Below are 25874 nucleotides of genomic sequence, written 5' to 3' on the forward strand. Positions count from 1 at the left end.
GAGAATCCTCCCCCCTACCTTACATTTTCAATTAAACAAACCAGCGAACATAGCAGAAGTCTTGACGATGTGGAAGTTCCGGATTTTTCGGGAACATACGGTAAGACACCTTGAAGCTACCTGCATTCGACAGGCTATGTTTAACCTGGAATGTATACAAGTCGCCTTCTTTCTTTATCACATTGAACGGCTCTACCGAGTAAACATGTTGTTTACCGTCTGCAGTCGTATAAGTAGTAACCAATTCCAGTCCTACTGCATCATTCAGACCTTTTTCATCGATTACATAAGTGATTGTATATTCTTTTCCGCTTTCGATATCGCCTTTCTTCAGTTCTTCTACCTTATCGCAAGATACGATTTCAATAGAATCCCATTTAGCAACCACTTCCTCTTTCCATGCTGCGATTTCTTTCGCTTTCGCATTGTCATTGGCAGCCAAAGCGTGGAAACGTTTTGCTTGCTTGCAATAGAATTTGCTATAATAGTCGTCCAACTGACGCTTCATTGTATAATGAGGAGCGATTTGTGCGATAGAATTCTTCACAACCTTAATCCAGCCTTCAGAATATCCCTTCTTGTTACGAGCATAGTACAACGGCAGGATTTCAGTTTCAAGGATACTGTAAATAGTAGCAGCATCCAACTGGTCTTGATGTTCCTGATTCTGGTAAGTACGTTTTTCAGTCAACGCCCAACCTGCACCTTCACGGTAACCTTCCAGCCACCATCCGTCTAATACAGAGAAGTTAACAACACCGTTCATCAAGGCTTTTTCACCGGATGTACCGGATGCTTCCAACGGACGAGTCGGAGTATTCAACCAGATATCAACTCCGGAAACCAGACGACGAGCCAACTGCATATCGTAGTTTTCGAGGAAGATGATCTTACCCAAAAATTCCGGACGACGTGAAATCTCGATGATACGTTTGATCAAGCCCTGTCCTGCTCCATCGTGCGGATGAGCCTTACCTGTAAACAGGAACTGAACCGGATAATCAGGATTGTTCACAATCTTAGAAAGACGTTCCAAATCGGTGAACAACAGATGCGCACGCTTGTAAGTAGCAAAACGACGACCGAAACCGATCAGCAATGCATTCGGATTGATTTTATCCATCAATGAAACGATACGTGAAGGATCTCCCTGATTCTTCAGCCAAGTATCACGGAATGACTTACGGATGTAGTCAACCAACTTATTCTTCATGGTCATACGAGTCTGCCAGATCTCCTCATCAGGCACATTGTAGATAGCTTCCCAAATCTTAGGATTAGACTGGTCGAACCAGAAGTTTTCATTGAAATATTTAAAGTACAATTTCTTCCATTCCGTTGCGCTCCAAGTCGGGAAGTGAACACCATTCGTCACATATCCCACATGGCTTTCTTCCGGAAAATAACCTTTCCAGATAGAAGAGAACATTTCCTGAGACACTTTGCCGTGCAGCCAGCTTACACCGTTCACCTCCTGAGAAGTATTGCAAGCAAAAACAGACATACAGAAACGTTCGCCCTTGTCACCGGCATTATTACGTCCCAAATCCATCAGGTCGTCCCAAGTGATACCCATTTTAGCAGGATAACCACCCATATATTTACCAAACAGACCTTCATCGAAATAGTCGTGACCGGCAGGAACCGGAGTGTGAACCGTATAAAGAGAAGAAGCACGAACCAACTCGATAGCTTGATCGAAAGTCAATCCGGTAGCTACATAATCACAGATGCGTTGAACATTGATCAGTGCAGCGTGTCCCTCGTTACAATGATAAATATCTTTCTTGATACCTAGTGCTTTCAAAGTCAGGATACCACCGATACCCAGCAGGATTTCCTGTTTCAAACGGTTTTCCCAATCTCCACCATAGAGCTGGTGAGTGATAGGACGGTCGAACTCGCTGTTCATTTCATTATCCGTATCCAGCAGATACAGAGAGATACGTCCTACATTTACACGCCACACGTTAGCATGAACATAATAATCCAGATAAGGAACGTCTACTACCAACGGCTTGCCGTCTGCATCGAGCACACGGTCGATAGGAAGCTGTCCGAAGTTCTGCGCTTCATAATTAGCAATCTGCTGTCCATCCATAGACAAAGTTTGCGTAAAGTAACCGTAACGATACAAGAAACCTACCGCACACAAATCAACATTGCTGTCGGAAGCTTCTTTCAGATAGTCACCGGCCAATACACCCAGACCACCGGAATATATTTTCAGGACACTGCTCAGACCATATTCCATACTGAAATAGGCAACAGAAGGACGCTGGCTATCCGGCTTCACATCCATGTAGTCTCTGAATTTCGTATAAACCTCATTCATTCTTCTCAGAATCACCTTGTCTTTTGTCAAAGCTTCCAGCTTTTCATAGCTCATGCGTTCCAACAACAGCACAGGGTTCTGACCACATTCTTTCCAAAGTTCCGGATCTAGATCTCTAAACAGTTCTGTCGCTTCAAAATTCCATGCCCACCAAATGTTGCGTGCAATTTCAGACAACTTCTCCAACTCTACCGGTATACGTGATTTCACAGTAACCTCTTTCCAGTTGGGAATATTCACATTACTAACTTTGATTTTCATAATGTTTTTTAATTAACTTATTGATAATAAATTTTCTCTTAACTAAATTGACGCTTCATTGCATTGCGCAAAGCAATGTCATAAGCCTCATAATAATATTGTATAAAGTGTTTCCACAAAGCCTGTTCCGCTACTTCTGCGGCACGCTTGCGGATTTCCTTCACTTCTTTTTCTGTCTTATCGGCAAATAGTGTAATTGTATCTTTGATACCATCCGCCACTTCCGAATAATTATAGTCCGAACGGTGCAGCACCTCCACTCCATCGTTAATGCCCCGCTGGTTCTTCAGGCTATTTACCCAAAGTCCGAATCCGGCCAGATTTGTAGTGATTGTCGGCACATGGAATGCAACGCTTTCCAACGGAGTATACCCCCACGGTTCATAATAAGAAGCATATACGCTCAAATCCTGTCCGAGCAATATATCATAATAATCCTTATTCATGATACCGTCACGACCATCCAAGTAGCAAGGAACGAATATCACCTTCACTTTATCCTCCGGACGGTTGCCCATTCCAAGATATTTCAGCATATCCAACACCTGGTCATGCGTCATGTTATGCAGCCAATGGGTAATGAACGGCACTTCAAGCGGAGTATCAAAATTCTTCTTACTTTTCAGACGTTCCTGCAAATCTTCACGCGGATCACCTACCCAACCGGGGACATTGATAAACGCCAGCACATTCTTATGCAAGTTCTTATCCCTGTTCAGGCGGTTCAACGATTCCAGAAATACGTCGATTCCTTTATTCTTAAACTCATATCTTCCACTGGTTCCGACAATTAACGTATCGTCACCCAGATTTGTTCCCAACAATTTGTTCGCTACATTCAACATCAAGGTACGTGCACGTTTACGCTTTCCGGTGAATGTACTTCCTTTCGGCACAAAGTCATCCTCAAAACCGTTCATAAGGATTACATCTGCCGGTTTATCCAGCAATTCCTTACATTCGTTGTTGGTAATTTCGCTTACTGTCGTAAAGCAATCCACATAATGTGCTGTCTGCTTTTCAATCGAATGCTTCGACTGCATATTCAGTTCCTGAGCCATCTGGTCACCATTGTAAGCAAATAGATAATCATACAACGGTTTGTTGTTACCGGCAATTGAACGGCCGATAGAAGTAGCGTGGGTTGTAAAAATAGTAGCCACCTCAGGCACAGCTTCCTGTACATAAAGCGCTCCCATTCCGGTCATCCATTCGTGAGCCTGATATACCACCTTATCCGTCTCTGTCAGGTTATAACGATAGAAACTCTCTACCACTTTTCCCGCAGCGTACGAAAACATGGAAGCTTCGTCGTAATCGCCATAAGCGTGCAACGAATCTACTTGATAACGATTCCACATTTCAGTGTATATATCGTTCTTTTTCTCAAAAAAAGGTTGGAAATCAACAAGAATGACTATGGGTTCACCAGGGATATTCCATCGTCCGACACGAACAGAAAGTTCATCTTTCTCAAGCGCATGCTTCTTCCAAGCAGCACACAGATTATCCGACTCGATGAACAGAGGGTTTTCCTTTCCTTGCCACACATCGGGACCTATGAAGAAAATTCTGTCACGAAACTTTTCCTGCAATGTATTTGCCCGGGTCGACAAGACCGTATATATCCCTCCTACTTTATTACATACTTCCCAGCTGGACTCGAAGATATAATCGGGGGTTAATAAATCTTTTACCATATAATATATTAAAACTCTTTTTAGTATGCGGGTGCAAAAGTACACATTATTCTTTGAAAAATAATACTTTATGCAAAAAATATGAGTTAAGAAGAAGAAAGAAAGAACCGCATCCAGTAAAAAAAGAATATCCCCCTGCATATGCAAAGCTCCATATACAGGGGGATTGAATGTTTTTTATTAGGAATATTCCTGCAGAAAAAATTATGCTAATGCACTACCGATCAAGAAGGTTGCAGCTAGAGCAACGATAGCATAAAGTTCCGGGAATACAGCAAGAATCAATGTGTTGCTAAATACATTGTGTCCCTGACCGATAGCAGCGATACCGTTTGCACAAACCTGTCCTTGACGGATAGCCGAGAACAAAGCTACCAAGCCTAAAGCAATACCTGCACCCAAAACGGCAGACGCTTGAATAGCCGTAATCTCAGGAGTTAAAATACCAAAAATAGTCTGGAACATAAAATAACCGGCAAAACCGTAAAGTCCCTGTGTACCCGGAAGGGCTGTCAATACAAGGAAGTTACCGAATGCACTGTCGTTCTTTTTCAATGCTCCGATAGCAGCGTTACCTGCAATAGTTACTCCGTAAGCACTACCAATGCCCGACAAACCAACCATAACCGCGATGCCAATATAGGCAATAAACAAATTCATTTCCATAATCTTATTCTATTTTTATTGTTTAATTCTTAAAATATTAATTTTTAGTTTTTAAAAGGTTTGTACTCTTTACCGCCTCCTTCGTATCCGGAATTCTTGAAGAACTCGACAAACGTCAGACGCATCGGGTGAACCATTGCACCGAGTACATTCATAAAGATATTGATGGCATGACCGATAACGAATATCAGTACCATCACGATAGGGCCTGCTATTACATTATCCGGACTCATACCTACTGCCAGACTGTTGAACACTCCTGCCAGAATACCTCCGGAAAGTCCGAGAGCAAACAGACGGACGTATGACAGGACATCACCCAACAAACCGGTAGCCATATTGTACGAATCCCACAACCCCAGTCCGATATTCAGGAAAATGTTCTTTCCCGGACTGTTGTAAAGGAAAATCATAGCAGCCGAAATTCCCAGAATGATAAGGTGCACTGTGCCTCCCATCGGCATTACTTCCGGTAACAGAGCCGAAACAGCCATCGAAACCAACAAAATAATCCATCCTATTGTCGCCACCGCATATTTGAAGCCAAACTGAATCGTCTGATTTACCGCTTTCAGCACCATACCGAACAAAATCTGGACAGCACCCAGAATCAACGACAGCTGGAACATATCATTGTTGTCCATCAGAACAGCGTGTTTCAAGCGTTGAACGATAGGCCAGTCCAGATCGTAAATATTCGCTCCGAAGAACGTACCCGTCAGCAAACCGCAGAAGAAGGTCGAAACAGCCAATACTTGTATCAATGACAAGATTGATTTTGTAGACGGAGTCAGTTTCTTCGCTATCAACCGATATGCCGTAGCTCCCAAGAACAGGAATAAACCATATCCCGAATCTCCCAGACAAAGTCCGAAGAAAATCATAAAGAACGGAGCAAAGAACGGTGTCAAGTCCAGCTCATTATATTTCGGAAGCATATACAATTTACAAATCGGTTCAAACCAGGCAAAGAATCCTTTGTTGTTCAATCGGATAGGAACATTATCGCCCGGAACCGGATCAGTAATTTCATAATACACATGTGCGTCATTCAGGTAAGCCTCGATTTCCACTTGACTGAATGCAGGAGCCCATCCTTCAATCAACATCAGTTTATCACCGGCGGCCTGTTCGGAACTCAGCACGACTTTAGAGAATTCAATCTGTCCCTGCAATTCTTTCAAGGCAGCCTTCAAAGAAGGAATTTCCGTCTCAGACAATGCAACGAGCTTCTTCTCATTCTCTTCGATCGCCTGTTCCGTCGTATCATACATCGTTTCAAGGCGTGCCAAAGAGTATGCTGGAAGTTTTGCCTGCTCCACATCCAAGTCTACCTCCTGTCCGGCTTTCGTTACCGTGACAAAGAATACTTTGGAAGAAATACGGTTCACAATCATCGCATTGTATTCCGTCTCCCACTCTTCTTTGTAGTTTCCTTCCGAGCAGCTATAAAAACCTATCACATAACCAGCAGCTTTCAATTTCTGAATATCTGCCTGCTCAAAGTTTCCCCACGCTTCCAACGCTTCTTTTTCTTTCGCATAGCTTTGTAGCTGTTGAGACAACTTCCCGTGTTCCGTTTGCAAAGCATCCACTTCATCCAACACTTGCATCCCGCGTCCGGCTGTTCCACCTTCCGTTGCAATCACGGCATTCTTCTCATGCTTCTGATTCTGGAGCAACTTCATTGTAGCTGCCAGGCGGTTGGAAAGACGGATATTCTCCTGCAGTTCCGTGTTATCGGCAGCCCCTTGCTGTTTTTCCACAATGTGGACTACACCAAGTTCACGCAGACTGTTCAGAAATTCTTCGTACTCCTTGTGATAAACCAGGAATGTGAGTTTCTTCATTTTCGTAATCATGCCTCTACCTCCTTCCTTTTTTCCTGATGGGACTTCATGATCTTTTGCGAAGACTTCGACAGATTCTCTTCATCTTCCATAAATCGCTTGATCTTTCGCAATGCATCCTGATAGCCCGGTATCTGTACCTTCTCAAAAAGATTCACTTTCTGAGTGGTCTTTTTCCTTGCATGTTCTAACAAATTCAGCTTGGCGAGCATAAATTCACGTTCAATGGCCGTATGTGCAAGCTCTTCCAACAAGTGTATACCATCAGCATACCATTTGGGAGCGTTAAACATACTGTACGGACGTATCTCGAACTCTACATTTTCGAGCAACGGCACGCGCACACCCGCAATTTTCTTCACGCCAAGATGAACATCATTCACCTTTATTAATGAAGCATCAAACTCATTCCAAAGGGCGAACATGGCTTCATAGGCTTGAATCTGTTCTTCGAGCCTATCCTCCAGATCGGCAGCTTCCGTTTTACAGCGTTTCACTTCCATGCGGAGGGCGCTTTCCTTATTCTTGATGATAGGAAGCGTGCGCACCCGCACTTTCAGTTGCTTTTCGAGCTGCTGAAGAGAGGTCTTGTTATATTGAAACTTTATAGCCACGTTGTCAATTACTAATTATAAATTATTAATTACAAGTTTATTATTATTCGCCTTTTGGCCAGTATTGATCCACCAAGTCTTTCTTGATATTTACTTCTTCCGGACGGAAGTACTTGCCGAACAAGCCCCAAGCCACATCCAGCATTTCAGTAGTATCCAGATTGACATCGATAGCCAACAACTGATTGGAATAATCTTTTGCAAAAGCCAGCGTACGCTCGTCGTAGTTCGTCAAGTCGAAACCGTTTTCCATCTTTGTCTTGGCGTTAGCGGCGTCGGCATACAGACGTACAGCTGCATTCATCACCTGTGGATGGTCTTTACGCGTCTTTTTCCCGGTAACCAACTGTTTCAAACGAGACAATGAACGGAACGGGTCAACAATAACCTTACCGATATCACTGTCACGACGCAAGAACAACTGACCTTCGGTGATGTAACCCGTATTATCAGGTACAGCGTGTGTAATATCTCCACCGGACAACGTAGTCACTGCGATAATAGTAATTGAACCACCGGAAGGGAACTGCACCGCTTTTTCGTAAATCTTTGCCAAATCCGAATAAAGCGAACCCGGCATAGAGTCTTTCGAAGGAATCTGATCCATACGGTTGGATACGATAGCCAACGCATCGGCGTAACTGGTCATATCCGTCAACAGTACCAAGACTTTCTCGTTATTATTTACAGCGAAATACTCCGCTGCAGTCAATGCCATATCCGGAATCAACAGACGTTCCACCGGAGGATTCTCGGTTGTATTCATAAAACTCACGATACGGTCGAGCGCACCAGCATTAGAGAACACATTCTTAAAGTACAGATAGTCATCATTCGTCATACCCATACCGCCGAGAATAATCTTATCCGTTTCGGCACGCAACGCCACGTTTGCCATAACCTGGTTGAAAGGCTGGTCCGGGTCGGCGAAGAACGGAATCTTCTGACCGGACACCAACGTATTGTTCAAATCGATACCGGCAATACCTGTTGCAATCAGTTCCGACGGCTGTTTACGTCGAACCGGATTCACAGAAGGTCCGCCAATCTCCACTTCCTGGCCTTCAATTTCCGGACCTCCGTCGATCGGATCACCGAAAGCATTGAAGAAACGTCCAGCCAACTGCTCACTTACTTTCAATGTCGGTGATTTTCCGAGAAACACTACTTCGGCATTGGTCGGAATACCTTCCGTACCCTCAAATACCTGCAAAGTGACATCGTCACCGGCAATCTTAACCACCTGCGCCAGTTTACCATCCACAGTGGCAAGCTCGTCATACCCTACTCCCGTCGCTTTCAGCGAACAGGTAGCTTTGGTAATCTGAGTAATCTTGGTATATATCTTTTGAAAAGCTTTTGTTGCCATCTTTGATAATTAAAAATTATAAATTTAAGATTATGAATTGATACTTCTTTCGGCAATCAGTTCCTTCAGTTGTTGCCGGAATCCTTCATACTGCTCAGACTTGAACTTAGAATAGTTCATCTGCTTACAGATATTAATCATCTTCTTGAAGTAATCCATTACTTCGTTGAAGTTATCAAATTCAAACTCCGTATGACAGATGTCAATTACCATGTTCAGAATATCTTCCTGACGTTCCATCGGAGTTACCGCATCAATTTCGTCGAATGCATCCTGCTGCAGAATAACAAAGTCGATCAATTCCGATTTCCAGAAAATAACGTGATATTCTACCGGTACACCGTCGTCACCAAGAATATTGATCTGCTCGGCAATCTCTTTACCACGCTGCAAACGTGTTTTCAGTTCATTGACCTTACCAATCCATTCACCGTTGATGTGCTCTTTGATGTATGCTTCAAATTCCGGATATTCGATATATTTAGAATAAGAATCGATCGGATTCACAGCCGGATAACGTTTCTTATCGGCACGGTCCTGTTCCAAAGCATAGAAACAACGTGCTACTTTCTTCGTATTTTCAGTCACAGGCTCTTTCAAGTTACCACCGGCAGGAGATACCGTACCGATGAAAGTAATCGAACCTGTTTCGTCATTATTCAGTTTCACATATCCCGCACGACCGTAGAAGTTGGAGATGATAGCCGAAATATCCATCGGGAAAGCATCCGGACCAGGCAACTCCTCCATACGGTTGGACATCTCACGCAGAGCCTGCGCCCAACGGGAAGTAGAGTCAGCCATCAACAGAACCTTCAGCCCCATTGAACGATAATATTCCGCCAATGTCATTGCTGTATATACGGAAGCCTCGCGGGCAGCCACCGGCATATTGGAAGTATTAGCTATGATAATGGTACGTTCCATCAACTTACGTCCGGTATGCGGGTCAACCAGTTCCGGGAACTCCGTAAAGATTTCCACCACCTCATTGGCACGCTCACCACAAGCTGCAATAATTACGATATCCGCTTCCGCCTGTTTGGAAATGGCATGCTGAAGTACGGTCTTACCTGTACCGAAGGGTCCGGGGATAAAGCCTGTACCACCTTCCACAATCGGATTCAATGTATCGATTACACGTACCCCCGTCTCCAACAATTTGAAAGGACGCGGCTTTTCCTTATAGTTCGTCATGGCACGTTTCACCGGCCATCTCTGAATCATAGTAACAGGAATATCGTTTCCTTCCTCATCTGTCAAGACTGCAATCGTATCTTCTATCTTATAATCACCTTCCGGCATGATTGTTTTCACGGTAGCCGTTCCTTTCATCGTGAACGGAGCCATCATCTTCAACGGCTGAAAGTTCTCGTCCACCTGCCCCAGCCATGCGGAAGCCTGCACTTTATCGCCTGCATTTACCAACGGTACGAAGTGCCATACACGCTCTTTATCCAATGGATATGTATATTGTCCTCTTTTCAGGAAAACGCCATCCATTTTGTCAAGGTCATTTTGCAGACCGTCGTAGTTTTTCGATAACATACCCGGACCTAACGTCACTTCGAGCATGTGTCCTGTAAATTCGGCTTCGGCACCCACCTTCAGCCCACGTGTACTTTCAAACACCTGGACATATACATGTGAACCTACAACCTTAATCACCTCCGCCATCAACTTATCGCCACCGGTCGAGATATAACAAATCTCATTCTGAGCTACCGGTCCGTCAACGACGAGGGTCACCATGTTGGCAATAACGCCACTAACAGTTCCTTTTGTTGCCATATATTTTTAATAATTTATTATCTGAATTCTGCAGGAATCTGCACTTCGTTCTTTAGTGATTCGATGATACTCCTGAACAATTGATTTCCTCTTTCCTTATCCAATGAAATCCACCGTTCAATCATTTCCAGCTTTAACAAGAAAGCGAAAATACGTTCAATGGTGAAATAATCGAAGAAGATAGTATCTTCCATCCAGTTCCACCGCAGAGCGTCGAGCTTCTTCTCACGTTCCACCAATTCTGTAATCTCACTGATCTTCACCAACGACTCAAAAACATCCACCTCACCGGACAGTCCGAAATCACGGGCGCTCGATGTACGTAATGCCTCGCATACCTCCGTGTTTCCTACAATATTGGAGGCAATATCCCACTTGAATTTACGACAGGTAAATGCAACAAGAATATTATTGATGTTGAGGTTGAATTCAAACCAGGCGGAAACAAACTTATTTCCACATCTCATAGCATATTCGTAATACAATGCAGCCAGATAATCTTCCTGCAATACCGTACTTTCAGCCGGTGTATTCAAATAATCAACGATAAATGTAGAAAGATAAGCCGGAAAATCTTTCGGACTGATTTCTCCGCCTTCCCTTAGAATAGAAATATATTCGATAAGTTCTCCGGCAGAATAGTTTCCCCGTTTGTCTATTTCCGCTTCTTTATCTTTGAGAAGTTTCAACACATTAGCATTATCAAACTTCAGATAAAACAAGTCGATCAACTTCCGGTCTGAAGCAGACAATCCGTTGTAGATTTCAGTTTTAAAATCGGCTACTGTGTAGCTCAGTTTACTGTCTTCCAGCGAAAGCTCCGGCAAACCTGCTACTAAGTAATAGTACTTACTACTCATAGTCGCTTTTTTTAAAATAGCATATCTACTAACTGTGGACGCAAGAACGCTTTGAAGTAGTTCATGAATTCTTCTTCTCCGAAGTTCACTTTATAAGAACCGTCCGCCGGAGAAACAGTAAATAAAGTCTTGATACCGTTCACCTGCTGTATAGTCACTCCCTTATCCAACAATGCTTTTGCGTGAGCTGCAAAATACTTTTTCAGTGATTCCGCATCGGCAGTGGAAATGACAATGGGTTCATCCACACTCCATTTTGAAGCCAATGCAACGATAAACGCATTCAGATAATCTTTATCCTGAGCGAAGTCCTTCACGGAAGCAGTTACTAACTTGTCAGTTACCATAGTAGCAACCTCAGATTTGAGTGCATTTACAGCCTGACCGGCAAACAGTTTTAACTCTGATTTTGTATTTTCCACCAATTCGTCGGCAGATTTACGAGAGGAATTAACGATTGATTCTGCCTCTTTGCGTGCATCCTCAATAATTTTTTTTGCTTCTTCCTGAGCATTCGCGATAAGTCTCTGCGCTTCTTCGTTTCCTTTTTCCACGCCTTCACGATAAATCTTATCGGTCAACTCTTGAATTTTGTTTTCCATATCAACAGGAGTATTTAGTATTATTACTATATTAATTGTGTACCTTTCTTAGATTCTCGCCAAATTTACAAAAATCAATTTGATAAAAAAGAGAAAGATGGAAAGAAAAAAGGTAACCTTGCAAAAAAATCACAGTTATATACCGATTTTATACCGTTTCTTCCCTTTTCATATAACGAAATGACACATTTCTTGATTTCTCAAACGAGAAAGCAAATATATAAAAACGCGGAAAACAGAAAGCCCCTTGACTCATTGCTGAATCAAGGGGCTTCTTCAAAAACGGCGGCTACCTACTCTCCCACTGTTACGCAGTACCATCGGCGTGACGAGGCTTAACTTCTCTGTTCGGAATGGGAAGAGGTGGAACCCTCGTGCTATAACCACCTGAATAAGGGTATGACATGATGAAAAGTAAAATCTCAGTGTATTACCCGTTTCCGAAGTAATCCGCTAAACGTATATATCGCGATCCGTACAAGTCCAAAAGAAAGTGGACGGGCAATTAGTAATGCTCGGCTATGATGTTACCACCTGTACACCTGCATCCTATCAACGTCATCGTCTTTGACGACCCTAAGAAATCTAATCTTGTGGCTGGCTTCGTACTTAGATGCTTTCAGCACTTATCCAATCCCGACTTAGATACCCAGCAATGCACCTGGCGGCACAACTGGTAAACCAGAGGTCAGTCCAACACGGTCCTCTCGTACTAGTGTCAGAGCCACGCAAATTTCATACGCCCACGATAGATAGAGACCGAACTGTCTCACGACGTTCTGAACCCAGCTCGCGTGCCACTTTAATGGGCGAACAGCCCAACCCTTGGGACCTTCTCCAGCCCCAGGATGTGACGAGCCGACATCGAGGTGCCAAACCCCTCCGTCGATATGAGCTCTTGGGAGGGATCAGCCTGTTATCCCCGGAGTACCTTTTATCCTTTGAGCGATGTCCCTTCCATGCGGAAACACCGGATCACTATGCTCTAGTTTCCTACCTGATCGACTTGTATGTCTCCCAGTCAAGCGCCCTTATGCCATTACACTCTGCGGACGGTTACCAATCGTCCTGAGGGCACCTTTAGAAGCCTCCGTTACACTTTTGGAGGCGACCACCCCAGTCAAACTACCCACCAAACAGTGTCCTCCATTTTTGGAGTTAGAACTCAAATAATCAAAGGGCCGTATTTCAACAGCGACTCCACAAATACTGGCGTACCTGCTTCAAAGTCTCCGGCCTATCCTACACATCAATTACCCAAATTCAATGTTAAGCTATAGTAAAGGTTCACGGGGTCTTTTCGTCCCATCGCGGGTAATCGGCATCTTCACCGATACTACAATTTCACTGAGCTCACGGTTGAGACAGTGTCCAGATCATTACACCATTCGTGCAGGTCGGAACTTACCCGACAAGGAATTTCGCTACCTTAGGACCGTTATAGTTACGGCCGCCGTTTACTGGGGCTTCAATTCAATGCTTCTCTTGCGATGACATCTCCTCTTAACCTTCCAGCACCGGGCAGGTGTCAGGCTGTATACGTAATCTTTCAATTTGGCACAGCCCTGTGTTTTTGTTAAACAGTTGCCTGGACCTATTCTCTGCGCCCAACTCTCGTTGGGACCCTTTATCCCGAAGTTACAGGGTCAATTTGCCTAGTTCCTTAACCGTGAATCACTCAAGCGCCTTAGTATATTCAACCCGACTACGTGTGTCCGTTTGCGGTACGGGTACCTCAAGGATTAAGTTTAGCGGATTTTCTCGGGAGTATGTTTACACGCACTATTGGATTGTTCCGAAGAACGCTCCATACTATCAGGTTCGACTCTTATCCTGGATTTGCCTGGGATAATCAACATCTACACCCTTCAACGGACTATTCCGTCAGTCCGCGGCGCTGTCACTCCTCCGTCTCCACGTCACTCCTTAAGGTAGTACAGGAATATTAACCTGTTCTGCCATCGGCCTCACCCTTCGGCTGAGCCTTAGGACCCGACTAACCCTGATCCGATTAGCGTTGATCAGGAAACCTTAGTCTTTCGGCGAGGGGGTTTCTCACCCCCTTTATCGTTACTTATACCTACATTTGCTTTTCCACACGCTCCAGCAAGGCTCACGCCTCACCTTCGACGCAGAGTGGAATGCTCCCCTACCGATGTTTACACATCCCATAGCTTCGGTAAGATACTTAATGCCCGATTATTATCCACGCCAAACTCCTCGACTAGTGAGCTGTTACGCACTCTTTAAATGAATGGCTGCTTCCAAGCCAACATCCTAGCTGTCTTAGCAATCTGACTTCGTTAGTTCAACTTAGTATCTATTTGGGGACCTTAGCTGATGGTCCGGATTCTTCTCCTTTAGGACATGGACCTTAGCACCCATGCCCTCACTCCTGTGATAGGACTAATGCGCATTCGGAGTTTATCAAGACTTGATAGGCGGTGAAGCCCTCGCATCTTATCAGTCGCTCTACCTCACATTAGTAACTCACAAGGCTGCACCTAAATGCATTTCGGGGAGTACGAGCTATCTCCAAGTTTGATTAGCCTTTCACCCCCACCCTCAGTTCATCCGGAAGCTTTTCAACGCTTATCGGTTCGGTCCTCCAGTTAGTGTTACCTAACCTTCAACCTGACCAAGGGTAGATCACTTGGTTTCGCGTCTACTCCTTCCGACTAATCGCCCTGTTCAGACTCGCTTTCGCTTCGGCTTCATGTCTTCAGACACTTAACCTTGCCGGAAAAAGTAACTCGTAGGTTCATTATGCAAAAGGCACGCCGTCACTGCTTACGCAGCTCCGACCGCTTGTAGGCGCATGGTTTCAGGGACTATTTCACTCTTCTGTTCGAAGTGCTTTTCACCTTTCCTTCACAGTACTGGTTCGCTATCGGTCTCTCGGGAGTATTTAGCCTTACCGGATGGTCCCGGCAGATTCACGCAAGATTCCTCGTGTCCCGCGCTACTCAGGATACCACTACGCTTCGTTTCACTTCGTATACCGGACTATCACCGTCTATGGTCTCACTTTCCAGAGAGTTCTACTCATGAAATGTCTTGCGACATCGTGGTCCTACAACCCCATTGTTGCCGTAACAACAATGGTTTGGGCTAATCCCCGTTCGCTCGCCACTACTTGGGGAATCATTATTATTTTCTTTTCCTACAGGTACTAAGATGTTTCAGTTCCCTGTGTTAGCCTCCATCCAGGATGGATGACATTCCTTCAGAATGTCGGGTTGTCCCATTCGGAAATCTTCGGATCAAGGGTTATTTGCACCTACCCGAAGCTTATCGCAGCTTATCACGTCCTTCATCGCCTCCGAGAGCCAAGGCATCCGCCATGCGCCCTTGCTTACTTTCTTTCAAACTGACTTCCCTGTATATTGAACTATTGCTAGTCCGCATACCGGAAACGTACGGTTCGATATATACTTTTAGCTCTTACTAAAATTTTACTTTTTGTATCATCATGTCAAAGATCGTTTCTCTTTTTCAGAGATCGTGGAGAATAACGGATTCGAACCGTTGACCCTCTGCGTGCAAGGCAGATGCTCTAGCCAGCTGAGCTAATCCCCCAAGAGGTTATCAAGAATTACTGTCGTTCTTGAGCTTGGTAGTCCCAGGCAGAGTTGAACTGCCGACCTCTACATTATCAGTGTAGCGCTCTAACCAACTGAGCTATAGGACTAGTTCAACCTTGTCTACCTGTTGAGTTAGACTCGGCTTCTTTTTTCTCTTGTTTATCTCTATCTATAATTGCTATAGATGGTTGATCTATATCTATAAATAAACAAGTACCAGTAGTACAAAAACAGAACCTTTAAAGTCATCATTTTTTTTCAGTGAGAAAGCAAGTCCAAATAATGGGAGAAAACTCTCAACTCTCAACTCTCAACTCTCAACTCTCAACTCTCAACTTATTACGGCATCGCTCCAGAAAGGAGGTGTTCCAGCCGCACCTTCCGGTACGGCTACCTTGTTACGACTTAGCCCCAATTACCAGTTTTACCCTAGGACGCTCCTCGCGGTTACGTACTTCAGGTACCCCCGGCTTTCATGGCTTGACGGGCGGTGTGTACAAGGCCCGGGAACGTATTCACCGCGCCATGGCTGATGCGCGATTACTAGCGAATCCAGCTTCACGAAGTCGGGTTGCAGACTTCGATCCGAACTGAGAGAGGTTTTTGGGATTGGCATCACGTCGCCGTGTAGCTGCCTTCTGTACCCCCCATTGTAACACGTGTGTAGCCCCGGACGTAAGGGCCGTGCTGATTTGACGTCATCCCCACCTTCCTCACATCTTACGACGGCAGTCTCTCCAGAGTCCTCAGCATGACCTGTTAGTAACTGAAGATAAGGGTTGCGCTCGTTATGGCACTTAAGCCGACACCTCACGGCACGAGCTGACGACAACCATGCAGCACCTTCACATTTGTCTTACGACTAACCAATTTCTTGATCATTCAAATGCAATTTAAGCCCGGGTAAGGTTCCTCGCGTATCATCGAATTAAACCACATGTTCCTCCGCTTGTGCGGGCCCCCGTCAATTCCTTTGAGTTTCACCGTTGCCGGCGTACTCCCCAGGTGGAATACTTAACGCTTTCGCTTGGCCGCTTACTGTATATCGCAAACAGCGAGTATTCATCGTTTACTGTGTGGACTACCAGGGTATCTAATCCTGTTTGATACCCACACTTTCGAGCATCAGTGTCAGTTGCAGTCCAGTGAGCTGCCTTCGCAATCGGAGTTCTTCGTGATATCTAAGCATTTCACCGCTACACCACGAATTCCGCCCACCTCTACTGTACTCAAGACAGCCAGTATCAACTGCAATTTTACGGTTGAGCCGCAAACTTTCACAACTGACTTAACTGTCCACCTACGCTCCCTTTAAACCCAATAAATCCGGATAACGCTCGGATCCTCCGTATTACCGCGGCTGCTGGCACGGAGTTAGCCGATCCTTATTCATACGGTACATACAAAAATCCACACGTGGACAACTTTATTCCCGTATAAAAGAAGTTTACAACCCATAGGGCAGTCATCCTTCACGCTACTTGGCTGGTTCAGACTCCCCCATTGACCAATATTCCTCACTGCTGCCTCCCGTAGGAGTTTGGACCGTGTCTCAGTTCCAATGTGGGGGACCTTCCTCTCAGAACCCCTATCCATCGCGGTCTTGGTGGGCCGTTACCCCGCCAACAAACTAATGGAACGCATCCCCATCGATAACCGAAATTCTTTAATAGGATTATCATGCGATAATCATATGCCATCCGGTATTAATCTTTCTTTCGAAAGGCTATCCCGGAGTTATCGGCAGGTTGGATACGTGTTACTCACCCGTGCGCCGGTCGCCATCTTCAGTTTGCAAGCAAACTGAAATGCTGCCCCTCGACTTGCATGTGTTAAGCCTGTAGCTAGCGTTCATCCTGAGCCAGGATCAAACTCTTCATTGTAAAAGTATTTTTATCTATCCCTCAGGATAGCGTTTTGCTCTGTTCAGGATGCCGTACAATTTATTGACTCTATTACCTATACCTATATTATATAAGCATTGACGGTTCTATTTTAACTTGTACTACTTGTATTGTTTATCAATATTTCAAAGAACTAACGTGGCTTCCGCCGTACCTGCTTTCTTTGCGAAAGCGGATGCAAAGATAAGGACTTTTTCAGATAACCTCCAAACTTTTTCGAAAGTTTTTTGTTTTTATTTTCTGAACCCTTACTCTTTAGCAGAATGTCAATCATTAGGCTCTGTCTCTCTAGCAAAGCGGGTGCAAAAGTAGACACTTTATACATAACATCCAAATATATTCCACTATTTTTTTGAAGTTTTTTGGAAGAAAAACGCTAACTCGCTGAATCACAACGATGTTGTAGAACATATTTTTTCAACAGCGAAAAGAGGAAGATGGGAATAAACAAAAAAATAAGAGTAATAACACTAAAGAGTCAACCTAAGTCAGGTTATAACAGGCACTATGGAAGAACTTTTAAAAAGCATAGCTTTAGAGAGCATAAAGCTATGCTTTAGCACTCGTAAAGCACTGCTTTAGCATTAACAAACCACTACCCTGTTAATAACAGGCGGGTACAGAAGGTACATTTTTTCGGGGCTCTCTTACACACGCACACGCACGCGTATTATATAGTACCCTTATCACCTGCATTGACAAACACTCTGCATTCAATCAGGGGTTTCAATCAGATGAGTATAGTATTATTTCAATTTATGAAGGAAAAACGAGCAACAGTATACAGGCACACAAGAACAACTGAGAGGTCTCGCAAGGTGAGATAAGGTCTTATAAAATCGACAGTGGCAATAAATCTCCTTTGATAGGTGATGATAACATCTTTAATATTGTCAATAGAGACCACTTGGTCTCAAGCGGTACTTTCTATACCTATTATACGCGCGCACGTGTGTGTGAGAAAATTATACGGTGCATCTACTGTACCTTTTGTACCCGCCGGGCTGTTCATAACTTTTTTTTTGGGGGCAACTCTCACCTAGTTGACATCTGAAAAATATTCCTCCTACATTTACCTGCCTACTCCATCCCATCCGGCAGCCGAATGCCATTGCAGAGTCCTAAAAAAAGCATTCCATTTCAAATACCTAGTATCCGGTATATAACACCCAATACCCGAATATATATCTGAATCTATATCCACTAATTTATCATCATCAACATAATCCTTATACACAACAACTCTATCTAATTGTTCTTCAAAATCAGAAGGAATATTACCATCGGTCAGTTCACGTATAAAAGCTCGAAAATCATATGTCGAATGATCCAAAGGAGATCTTCCATAACCATAATGGGCTTGAAAATAATCTATTTTACTATTATCAAACTTAACCAGATTGTCCTGATACTGTTTCATAATTGAGCAAGTAACATCCGCCAATGCCGATATTTCATTCGTTTTTATTACCGCAATAGTACCCCACGAATAACTATATTCATTTTTATAGTAATCAATAAAATCCTTTGCAATATTTATAGCACTCTGCTCTGAATTATCCGCAGACAATAAATATTTCGTCATCTTGAAATAAGGAAATCCCGCACTCATAACCTCTGCAGGAGAAAGAATTAAATAATCAGCAGCATTCCTTAATTCATAAGCAACCTCAACTTGCGACATTAAACAAGCATCAAATAATATATAATCAAAATGGATACCGGATTGCGCCAAAGCCTTCGATAAATCAGGAATATTTATTTTAGCTCCACTATCATCTCCAAAAGAACGACTTTTACTATCATCTACTGGTAACCATCCAGTAGCGTGAGAGCCAAAAATCAGACTATACCTTTCAGCTGGACAATAAGTCTCCACATCTTTCAAAACATTAATTACCACCTCATTCGATACGGAATTCTGGCTACTATAAGTTTTTATTACCTCTCTTTTACTGACAGAACCTTTGCCATCCACTTCATACTTAAACAGAGTTGGAACAGGAAATTCACCTTTTCTACTGCCACCATCCCAATAAATTACAAATGTACCGGGAGACGTAACTTCACCCAATCCTCGTTCTACTGATGCTATATTGTTGTATATCTGACCACTGATATTATTATCTCCAACAAGATACATCAAGACTGTTTTTACCGCCACCGGAACAGAGGTATCATTATCATCACCACATGCCGATAAAAAAGTTGACAAACATACAAACACAAATAGTATTTTAATCTTTTTCATAATATTTCTCATTAATAACGGCACAAAGATAAAAAAATAAGAGATGCAAGTCTGCATCTCTTATCATATTAACAATTAAAATATTGTTATGAGTAAATATCACTTACCATTACTCTTCCGGCTTTGTAAAGCGGAATTTTTCAGCATCAACCCGTGTTACTATTATTCTATTACTCCTCTTATATTTACTCAGAATTTTCGTAGCCTCTTTTTCCAGCTTCTTTCTATTTTCCGAAAAATAAATCATACAGGTACTATTTTGTTGTAATCCGTTATCTTCCAGATAATTTTTCAACTGATAGCTATACAACTCACGATGCGCCAAGAAACCGTCTTTACTGATCTTCGCACTATCCAATACCTGGATATCCGTGAAATAGACGACCGAATCAGTAAATGAAGCCGAAATTCCAAAAGCATACACAGGTTTAGAGTTACCTTTTTTCAAAGAAAAAGCGGAGCACATGGTAAACACAAGTGCAATGGCAAATAGTATTTTTACGTATTTCATATCATATAATTTTAATTGTGGCAAAGGTAACAAAAAAAGTCGCATAAGTACATTCTCCGATATGAAAAGTGCTACTTATGCGACTCAAATTCTTTTTTCTTTCAGAAACTGATATTCCTTACTTATCCCAAGTAAGATTTGAGCAATTTACTACGATTACTTTGTCTAAGTCTTCTAATTGCTTTTTCCTTAATCTGACGAACGCGCTCACGTGTGAGACCAAACTTATCGCCGATTTCTTCCAATGTCATTTCCTGTTGTCCGATACCGAAAAACATCTGAATGATTTCTTTTTCCCTATCGGTTAACGTAGAAAGAGCTCTATCAATTTCCCTCGCAAGAGACTCATTAACCAGAGAGCGGTCCGCCATAGGCGAATCATCGTTTACCAACACATCCAGCAGGCTGTTATCCTCCCCTTCCACAAAAGGCGCATCCACCGAAATATGACGGCCGGATACCTTCAGCGTATCAGAGATCTTGTCAACCGGAATTTCCAGTTCGTCTGCCAACTCTTCGGGAGACGGACGCCGCTCGTTTTCCTGTTCGAATTTCGAGAAGGCTTTGCTGATCTTATTCAGCGAACCTACCTGATTCAACGGGAGACGAACAATACGCGACTGCTCTGCCAATGCTTGCAGAATAGACTGGCGAATCCACCATACAGCGTAGCTGATAAACTTGAATCCACGTGTTTCATCAAACTTTTCGGCAGCCTTAATCAGTCCTAAATTGCCTTCATTAATCAAGTCCGGCAAACTCAAACCCTGGTTTTGGTACTGTTTGGCCACAGATACGACGAAACGAAGATTGGCACGTGTCAGTTTCTCTAATGCCACACGGTCACCCTTACGAATGCGTTGAGCGAGTTCCACTTCTTCCTCGACAGTAATCAGGTCTTCGCGACCGATTTCCTGCAAATACTTGTCAAGAGAAGCGCTCTCTCTGTTAGTGATACTTTTGGTAATCTTTAGTTGTCTCATTCTTTAAAAACAGATTTGGTGTGCAAAGTTACGACAAATAATTTGTTAACATACAAATTTAAGCAACTTTTGCATTATATTTTTCAACTAATAAAACAAAAAGAGATGCCGACAAGTTGATAGCCGGCATCCTTTTTCTATTTCATTAGCTTATCCTATAATCTTCTTACCTTATTTTATATCTTCATTCCTGTGTCAAATCGACAGCGAAATATCCGCGTTTGCCTGATGGGAATACTCCTGTCAAGAACAATACCTGATTCGGAGATTTCACCGCTGCTTTCATCACTTCCTCCAAATCGCTGACCTTACGCATCGGCTGGTCGTTTGCCTTCAGGATGATAAATCCTTTGCGAACTCCCGCGTCGGACATCTTACCGGAAGAAACTCCTGTCACTTGCAGACCATAACCCAGATTCAACTGCTTCTTCAGGTCGTCCGGCAGCTCTTTGAAAGCAGCTCCCAGTATTTCCATACCTGCATCTTTCACAATCTTGGTAGTACCCTGTTCGTTCTTCAACGTTACTTCGACAGTCTTTTCCTTCTTGTTACGGATCAGTTTCACTTTCACTTTATCGCCCGGACGATGTTTAGCGATAGCTTCCTGCAAGTCGGCCATGTTGGACACCTTCTTGTTGTCCAAACCGATGATTACGTCGTCCACCTTGATATCAGCTCCCGATGCAGAACCGTTTTCTACGATTTCAGAAACCCAAACGCCTTCTACTACACCCAGTTCTTTAGCTTTATCCGCCAAAGTAGTACCGGATTTATCAATCGGCTGACGGTCGTCCATCAAACTACTACCGATAGAACCACCACGGATACCAAGCAATGCACGCTGTACTGTCCCGTATTGTTTCAGGTCGGCAATTACTTTCGTCATAATGCTGGTCGGAATGGCAAAACCGTATCCGGCATAAGCACCTGTCGGAGAAGAAAGCACTGAATTGATACCTACCAGCTCACCTTTAGCGTTCACCAAAGCGCCACCACTATTACCTTGATTGATAGCTGCATCCGTCTGGATAAACGATTCGATACCTCCATTATAGACTCCCAGTGAACGCGCCTTCGCACTTACGATACCGGCAGTTACGGTAGAGTTCAAGTTGAACGGGTTACCTACCGCCAATACCCACTCTCCTACTTTCAACGCTTCAGAATCACCAACCGGAATAGTCGGGAAATCATCACCTTCGATTTTCACCAATGCAAGGTCAGTGCTGGGGTCAGTACCGATCACGCGTCCTTTAAATTCACGGTTATCATTCAGTTTTACACTGATTTCATCCGCACCTTCAATCACGTGATTGTTCGTTACGATATAGCCGTCTTTTGAAATGATGACTCCCGAACCGAAACCTACACGAGGTTGAGATTGTACCTGACGTTGCTGTCCGCGTCCGTCACCGAAGAAGAAATCAAAAATGTCCGGCGCTTGCTGAACAGTTCTTGTTTTAGCTTCTTGGGTAGATCTTATATGTACAACAGCATGAAGCGAGTTTTCCGCAGCCTGGGTCAAATCGATCGGTTGAGCGTTCACAGCATCAAAAGCAGCCAATTTCACATTGGGATTCTGCTTGAACATCTCATTAAAAGATGTCTCTGTGGCAGCCTTGTTAGATTGCAACAATTTGTAAGTTGTCAACCCTGCAACTCCTGAGCTAAGAAGAACGATTGCTCCTACTCCCAGAATGTTCTTTGTTGTCTGTTTCATGATTTATAATTCTTTAAAATGTTAATATTCGACATTGTTTTAACTTTTACGACGTTAAAATAATAACAAATATCGTTCACTTATTCTACTTGTCACTCTTTTTTGTCCACTTTTAACAGAGAATATTTGGAGCTTAACAGCGCTTAACGGCAACAACTGACAAATTTACATTCGTTGTATGTCAGATGGCTTTAACACTCTGACATTCATTCAGTAAAGTCAGATTTTCACGACACCGATACCGGGCAGATCGTTCAGAGTGATTCTACCTTTCACCACTTCTACCCCTTTAAAGCGGTCGTTAGAGATGAGCAGGTTACCATCCAAATCAGCAAAATCCACTAACGGAGAGAACTGCGACGCTGCCGATATAGCGCAGGAAGTTTCTGTCATACATCCTACCATAACACGCATTCCCAGTGCATGGGCCAAAGTCACCATTTTCCACGCTTCACGCATACCGGTGCACTTCATCAGTTTGATGTTGATTCCCGTGAAAGCCCCCTTCAAAGCCGCCACATCCGCTAGGCGTTGCAAAGATTCATCGGCAAATATCGGCAACGGGCTCTGTTGCGTGATCCAAGCGATATCATCCAACTGCTCTTTCGGCATAGGTTGCTCTATCATCACTATCCCTTTTTCTTTCAGCCAATGAATCATATCCAAAGCATACAGACGGTCCTTCCACCCTTGATTCGCGTCAACAGCTATAGGAAGGTCCGTTACCGAACGAATGGTTTCAATCATTTCCTTATCATTGTCCCGTCCCAATTTCACCTTTAATATATTAAACCGATCTGCGCACTCTTTTGTTTTCTCACGCACCACATCGGGCGTATCAATCCCTATCGTAAAGGTAGTGGAAGGCGTCTTTTCCTTATTCAACCCCCATATTTTATACCAGGGAGCACCCAACAGTTTTCCTACCAGATCATGAAGGGCAATATCAACCGCAGCTTTAGCCGCCGTATCTTTCGGTGAAAGACTGTCGACGTATGACAAAATGTCATCTAATTGAAACGGATCATTAAATTGTTCCAGATTCACTTTCTTGAGGAAATTCATAACGGACTCCACCGTTTCTCCCAAGTAAGGCGGCATGGAAGCTTCTCCGTATCCGGTTATCCCTTCATATTCTATTTCCACCTGCACATCGGGAGTCGTTGTACGCGAATAGGTAGATACCGTAAATACATGTCTTAACTTCAACTCATAAGGAAAGAATTTCATTTTCATCTTTCCTCCCAAACCAAGCTTATTTATATTATAAGGTAATGATTCTCCAGCCAACGTCTGACGTACAACCAACCCGGAACCTAGAGCAGCCAAAGCCGCCGTCTTCAAGAAATCTCTTCTGTTTTGCATAAAATAAATAAATTAATGAAGAATTCTTCATTTTAATTGCCGTAATAGGGATTGCGATCCGTAGTATTCATGCCTTTCTCCTTATTAATATAAGGTAAGAAACGGACTGCAAAAAGCAAACGTCCCGTATTGAATGCATCATAATTCTTATCCGAAGGTTCAAAACTGCTTATATGCACATCCCCCAAAGCATGGATAAAACGCTTGTTGCCGAGATAGATCCCCACGTGTGAGATTCCCTCTTTTTGTTCGCCCGTTGCCTTCCGACCGAAGAAAACCAAGTCTCCCCGCTGCACATTGGCAAAATCGGAAGCTATTTCGATACGTTCGCCCACATACGCCTGTTGCGACGCATCTCTCGGAATGATGATATCATGCATAAAAAGCACTGTCCGGACCAGACCGCTGCAATCCACTCCTTTTGAAGAAGTGCCCGCCCACAAATAAGGAACTCCCATCATTGTATAAGCCGTCTCGATAATGCTTTCAACATCTTGTTTCAACGAAGCTCTCCATCGGTTTTCTGGCTGTGAGATGGATTTCGGAATATAAGCCTGTCTGCCGTCCGGATAAGACACTTTATAAAAATGTCCTTTGCTACCTTCCCACTTCAGACGATTACCGGCCACTACATCAGACACGGTTTGGGAAGTTGCATCCGGTTTCTCATAAGCAAATCCGTAATGTGAAGTTACAACAATCTTTTCCGCACGGTTCCATTCATCATATTTCTCTTTTGACATAGGAGTAATCACCATCCGGTGTACCCAGCCGGTATAGTCATCCGGAGTCTGAATCTCGTACCAGCCGGTGTATTGCAGAACTTTGACCGGCATACCCAATAATGCTTGCGTGCTCATGCCGGAGGTAAACTTACCTTCTTCGCGCATATTACAAACAGAAATATGCACTACCCCATACGCAGAATCAGCAGGCATGGGGCGTATCTCCTGAGCTTTCAGACTGAGTGTCGCCATTGCCAGAAAATAAAAGAAAAAGAGAATGTTTTTTTTCATTGAATCATGTTTTAATGATAGCAAAGTTAGAAAATATTTCTATTTGTGATACTTTCTTTAGCTAAAACAAAATAAATGACGTATTTTTGCAGTCTAAAGCAGTTGGCCGGTCTGTCGCGTGCACATCAGCGTGCAGGAGGAAAGTCCGGGCAACACAGAGCATCCTACTTCCTAACAGAAAGCTGTCCGCAAGGGTAGAGTAACGTAGAAGAAAATAACCGCCACTCCTTTCGGGGAGAGGTAAGGGTGAGAAGGTGGGGTAAGAGCCCACCAGCCGTATGGTGACATATCGGGCTGTACGTCTTAGGAGTTGTAAGGTCATGTAAACCGGCGTTATGAGAGTTGCTCGCTCCATGTCGGAGGGTAGACCGCTAAAGTGTCGTGGTGACACGCCACTCAGATAAATGACAGGCACTTTTTATAAGTAAAATTATAGAAGGTACAGAACTCGGCTTATAGGCTGACTGCTTTTTCTTTTTTTAAAATTCTAAG

At 43.6% G+C, this 25874-nt stretch carries 15 protein-coding genes, 2 tRNA genes, 3 rRNA genes and 1 other RNA gene; 1 reads left to right on the top strand and 20 read right to left on the bottom strand.

Annotated features, from left to right (window positions below; translation table 11 throughout):
* Nucleotides 1–31: 31 nt before the first annotated feature.
* The 20 genes from GD630_RS08355 to GD630_RS08450 all read right to left on the bottom strand — a co-directional run bounded on the left by GD630_RS08355 (nucleotide 32) and on the right by GD630_RS08450 (nucleotide 25382).
* The gene (locus GD630_RS08355) at nucleotides 32–2596 is read right to left on the bottom strand and encodes a glycosyltransferase family 1 protein (protein WP_143866974.1); all 2565 of its coding nucleotides are present in this window, start codon (nucleotides 2594–2596) and stop codon (nucleotides 32–34) included.
* 38 nt (nucleotides 2597–2634) lie between these two features.
* The gene (locus GD630_RS08360; protein WP_143866976.1) at nucleotides 2635–4296 is read right to left on the bottom strand and encodes a glycogen/starch synthase; all 1662 of its coding nucleotides are present in this window, start codon (nucleotides 4294–4296) and stop codon (nucleotides 2635–2637) included.
* 204 nt (nucleotides 4297–4500) lie between these two features.
* Nucleotides 4501–4962 (bottom strand): V-type ATP synthase subunit K, encoded by a 462-nt coding sequence (locus tag GD630_RS08365; RefSeq protein ID WP_005675599.1) that lies wholly within the window; start codon nucleotides 4960–4962, stop codon nucleotides 4501–4503.
* 44 nt (nucleotides 4963–5006) lie between these two features.
* Nucleotides 5007–6824 (bottom strand): V-type ATP synthase subunit I, encoded by a 1818-nt coding sequence (locus GD630_RS08370; protein ID WP_143866978.1) that lies wholly within the window; start codon nucleotides 6822–6824, stop codon nucleotides 5007–5009.
* Nucleotides 6821–7426 carry a V-type ATP synthase subunit D gene (locus GD630_RS08375; RefSeq protein WP_007751971.1) on the bottom strand — a complete coding sequence of 202 codons (606 nt, stop codon included), beginning with the start codon at nucleotides 7424–7426 and terminating at the stop codon, nucleotides 6821–6823. Before GD630_RS08375 ends, GD630_RS08370 begins: the two co-directional genes overlap by 4 nt.
* Before the next feature lie 43 nt (nucleotides 7427–7469).
* Nucleotides 7470–8795 (bottom strand): V-type ATP synthase subunit B, encoded by a 1326-nt coding sequence (locus GD630_RS08380; protein ID WP_007751966.1) that lies wholly within the window; start codon nucleotides 8793–8795, stop codon nucleotides 7470–7472.
* A gap of 30 nt (nucleotides 8796–8825) precedes the next feature.
* Nucleotides 8826–10586, bottom strand: coding sequence for a V-type ATP synthase subunit A (locus tag GD630_RS08385; RefSeq protein ID WP_007751965.1), 1761 nt, complete (start codon nucleotides 10584–10586; stop codon nucleotides 8826–8828).
* A 17-nt stretch (nucleotides 10587–10603) separates the two neighbouring features.
* Nucleotides 10604–11446 carry a DUF2764 domain-containing protein gene (locus GD630_RS08390; RefSeq protein WP_143866980.1) on the bottom strand — a complete coding sequence of 281 codons (843 nt, stop codon included), beginning with the start codon at nucleotides 11444–11446 and terminating at the stop codon, nucleotides 10604–10606.
* Between the two features lie 11 nt (nucleotides 11447–11457).
* Nucleotides 11458–12048, bottom strand: a complete 591-nt coding sequence (locus GD630_RS08395) for a V-type ATP synthase subunit E family protein (protein WP_007761839.1) — start codon at nucleotides 12046–12048, stop codon at nucleotides 11458–11460.
* 280 nt (nucleotides 12049–12328) lie between these two features.
* Nucleotides 12329–12439, bottom strand: a 5S ribosomal RNA gene (gene rrf / locus GD630_RS08400).
* Nucleotides 12440–12533: 94 nt separating this feature from the next.
* Nucleotides 12534–15413, bottom strand: a 23S ribosomal RNA gene (locus GD630_RS08405).
* Nucleotides 15414–15553: 140 nt separating this feature from the next.
* Nucleotides 15554–15627: transfer RNA gene (locus GD630_RS08410), tRNA-Ala, on the bottom strand.
* A 35-nt stretch (nucleotides 15628–15662) separates the two neighbouring features.
* Nucleotides 15663–15739 (bottom strand) — tRNA-Ile (locus GD630_RS08415).
* Between the two features lie 249 nt (nucleotides 15740–15988).
* Nucleotides 15989–17515 (bottom strand): 16S ribosomal RNA (locus tag GD630_RS08420).
* Together the 16S, 23S and 5S rRNA genes with 2 tRNA genes alongside form the textbook arrangement of a ribosomal RNA operon.
* Before the next feature lie 1093 nt (nucleotides 17516–18608).
* Nucleotides 18609–19787, bottom strand: a complete 1179-nt coding sequence (locus GD630_RS08425; protein ID WP_143868439.1) for a clostripain-related cysteine peptidase — start codon at nucleotides 19785–19787, stop codon at nucleotides 18609–18611.
* 109 nt (nucleotides 19788–19896) lie between these two features.
* Nucleotides 19897–20298 carry a hypothetical protein gene (locus GD630_RS08430; RefSeq protein ID WP_143868441.1) on the bottom strand — a complete coding sequence of 134 codons (402 nt, stop codon included), beginning with the start codon at nucleotides 20296–20298 and terminating at the stop codon, nucleotides 19897–19899.
* A gap of 122 nt (nucleotides 20299–20420) precedes the next feature.
* Complete coding sequence (locus GD630_RS08435) at nucleotides 20421–21281, bottom strand: sigma-70 family RNA polymerase sigma factor (RefSeq protein WP_002561589.1); 861 nt, start codon at nucleotides 21279–21281, stop codon at nucleotides 20421–20423.
* 184 nt (nucleotides 21282–21465) lie between these two features.
* On the bottom strand, nucleotides 21466–23001 hold the full coding sequence (locus GD630_RS08440) for a trypsin-like peptidase domain-containing protein (RefSeq protein WP_143868442.1): 1536 nt from the start codon (nucleotides 22999–23001) through the stop codon (nucleotides 21466–21468).
* Between the two features lie 219 nt (nucleotides 23002–23220).
* Nucleotides 23221–24366 carry a dipeptide epimerase gene (locus tag GD630_RS08445; RefSeq protein ID WP_143868444.1) on the bottom strand — a complete coding sequence of 382 codons (1146 nt, stop codon included), beginning with the start codon at nucleotides 24364–24366 and terminating at the stop codon, nucleotides 23221–23223.
* Nucleotides 24367–24398: 32 nt separating this feature from the next.
* On the bottom strand, nucleotides 24399–25382 hold the full coding sequence (locus tag GD630_RS08450; RefSeq protein ID WP_143868446.1) for a C40 family peptidase: 984 nt from the start codon (nucleotides 25380–25382) through the stop codon (nucleotides 24399–24401).
* Nucleotides 25383–25480: 98 nt separating this feature from the next.
* Between GD630_RS08450 and rnpB the strand changes: the two genes are divergently transcribed.
* Nucleotides 25481–25854, top strand: an RNA gene (gene rnpB, locus GD630_RS08455) — RNase P RNA component class A.
* The last annotated feature ends 20 nt before the right edge of the window (nucleotides 25855–25874 follow it).

Source organism: Bacteroides zhangwenhongii (genome assembly GCF_009193325.2).
Lineage (GTDB): Bacteria > Bacteroidota > Bacteroidia > Bacteroidales > Bacteroidaceae > Bacteroides > Bacteroides zhangwenhongii.

Excerpts from the sequence above, each read along its gene's own strand:
- GD630_RS08430 (WP_143868441.1), bottom strand. The coding sequence starts at position 20,298 with ATGAAATACGTAAAAATACTATTTGCCATTGCACTTGTGTTTACCATG.
- GD630_RS08450 (WP_143868446.1), bottom strand. The coding sequence starts at position 25,382 with ATGAAAAAAAACATTCTCTTTTTCTTTTATTTTCTGGCAATGGCGACA.
- GD630_RS08380 (WP_007751966.1), bottom strand. The coding sequence starts at position 8,795 with ATGGCAACAAAAGCTTTTCAAAAGATATATACCAAGATTACTCAGATT.
- GD630_RS08440 (WP_143868442.1), bottom strand. The coding sequence starts at position 23,001 with ATGAAACAGACAACAAAGAACATTCTGGGAGTAGGAGCAATCGTTCTT.
- GD630_RS08390 (WP_143866980.1), bottom strand. The coding sequence starts at position 11,446 with ATGAGTAGTAAGTACTATTACTTAGTAGCAGGTTTGCCGGAGCTTTCG.
- GD630_RS08385 (WP_007751965.1), bottom strand. The coding sequence starts at position 10,586 with ATGGCAACAAAAGGAACTGTTAGTGGCGTTATTGCCAACATGGTGACC.
- GD630_RS08435 (WP_002561589.1), bottom strand. The coding sequence starts at position 21,281 with ATGAGACAACTAAAGATTACCAAAAGTATCACTAACAGAGAGAGCGCT.
- GD630_RS08395 (WP_007761839.1), bottom strand. The coding sequence starts at position 12,048 with ATGGAAAACAAAATTCAAGAGTTGACCGATAAGATTTATCGTGAAGGC.
- GD630_RS08365 (WP_005675599.1), bottom strand. The coding sequence starts at position 4,962 with ATGGAAATGAATTTGTTTATTGCCTATATTGGCATCGCGGTTATGGTT.
- GD630_RS08370 (WP_143866978.1), bottom strand. The coding sequence starts at position 6,824 with ATGATTACGAAAATGAAGAAACTCACATTCCTGGTTTATCACAAGGAG.
- GD630_RS08445 (WP_143868444.1), bottom strand. The coding sequence starts at position 24,366 with ATGCAAAACAGAAGAGATTTCTTGAAGACGGCGGCTTTGGCTGCTCTA.
- GD630_RS08425 (WP_143868439.1), bottom strand. The coding sequence starts at position 19,787 with ATGAAAAAGATTAAAATACTATTTGTGTTTGTATGTTTGTCAACTTTT.
- GD630_RS08355 (WP_143866974.1), bottom strand. The coding sequence starts at position 2,596 with ATGAAAATCAAAGTTAGTAATGTGAATATTCCCAACTGGAAAGAGGTT.
- GD630_RS08360 (WP_143866976.1), bottom strand. The coding sequence starts at position 4,296 with ATGGTAAAAGATTTATTAACCCCCGATTATATCTTCGAGTCCAGCTGG.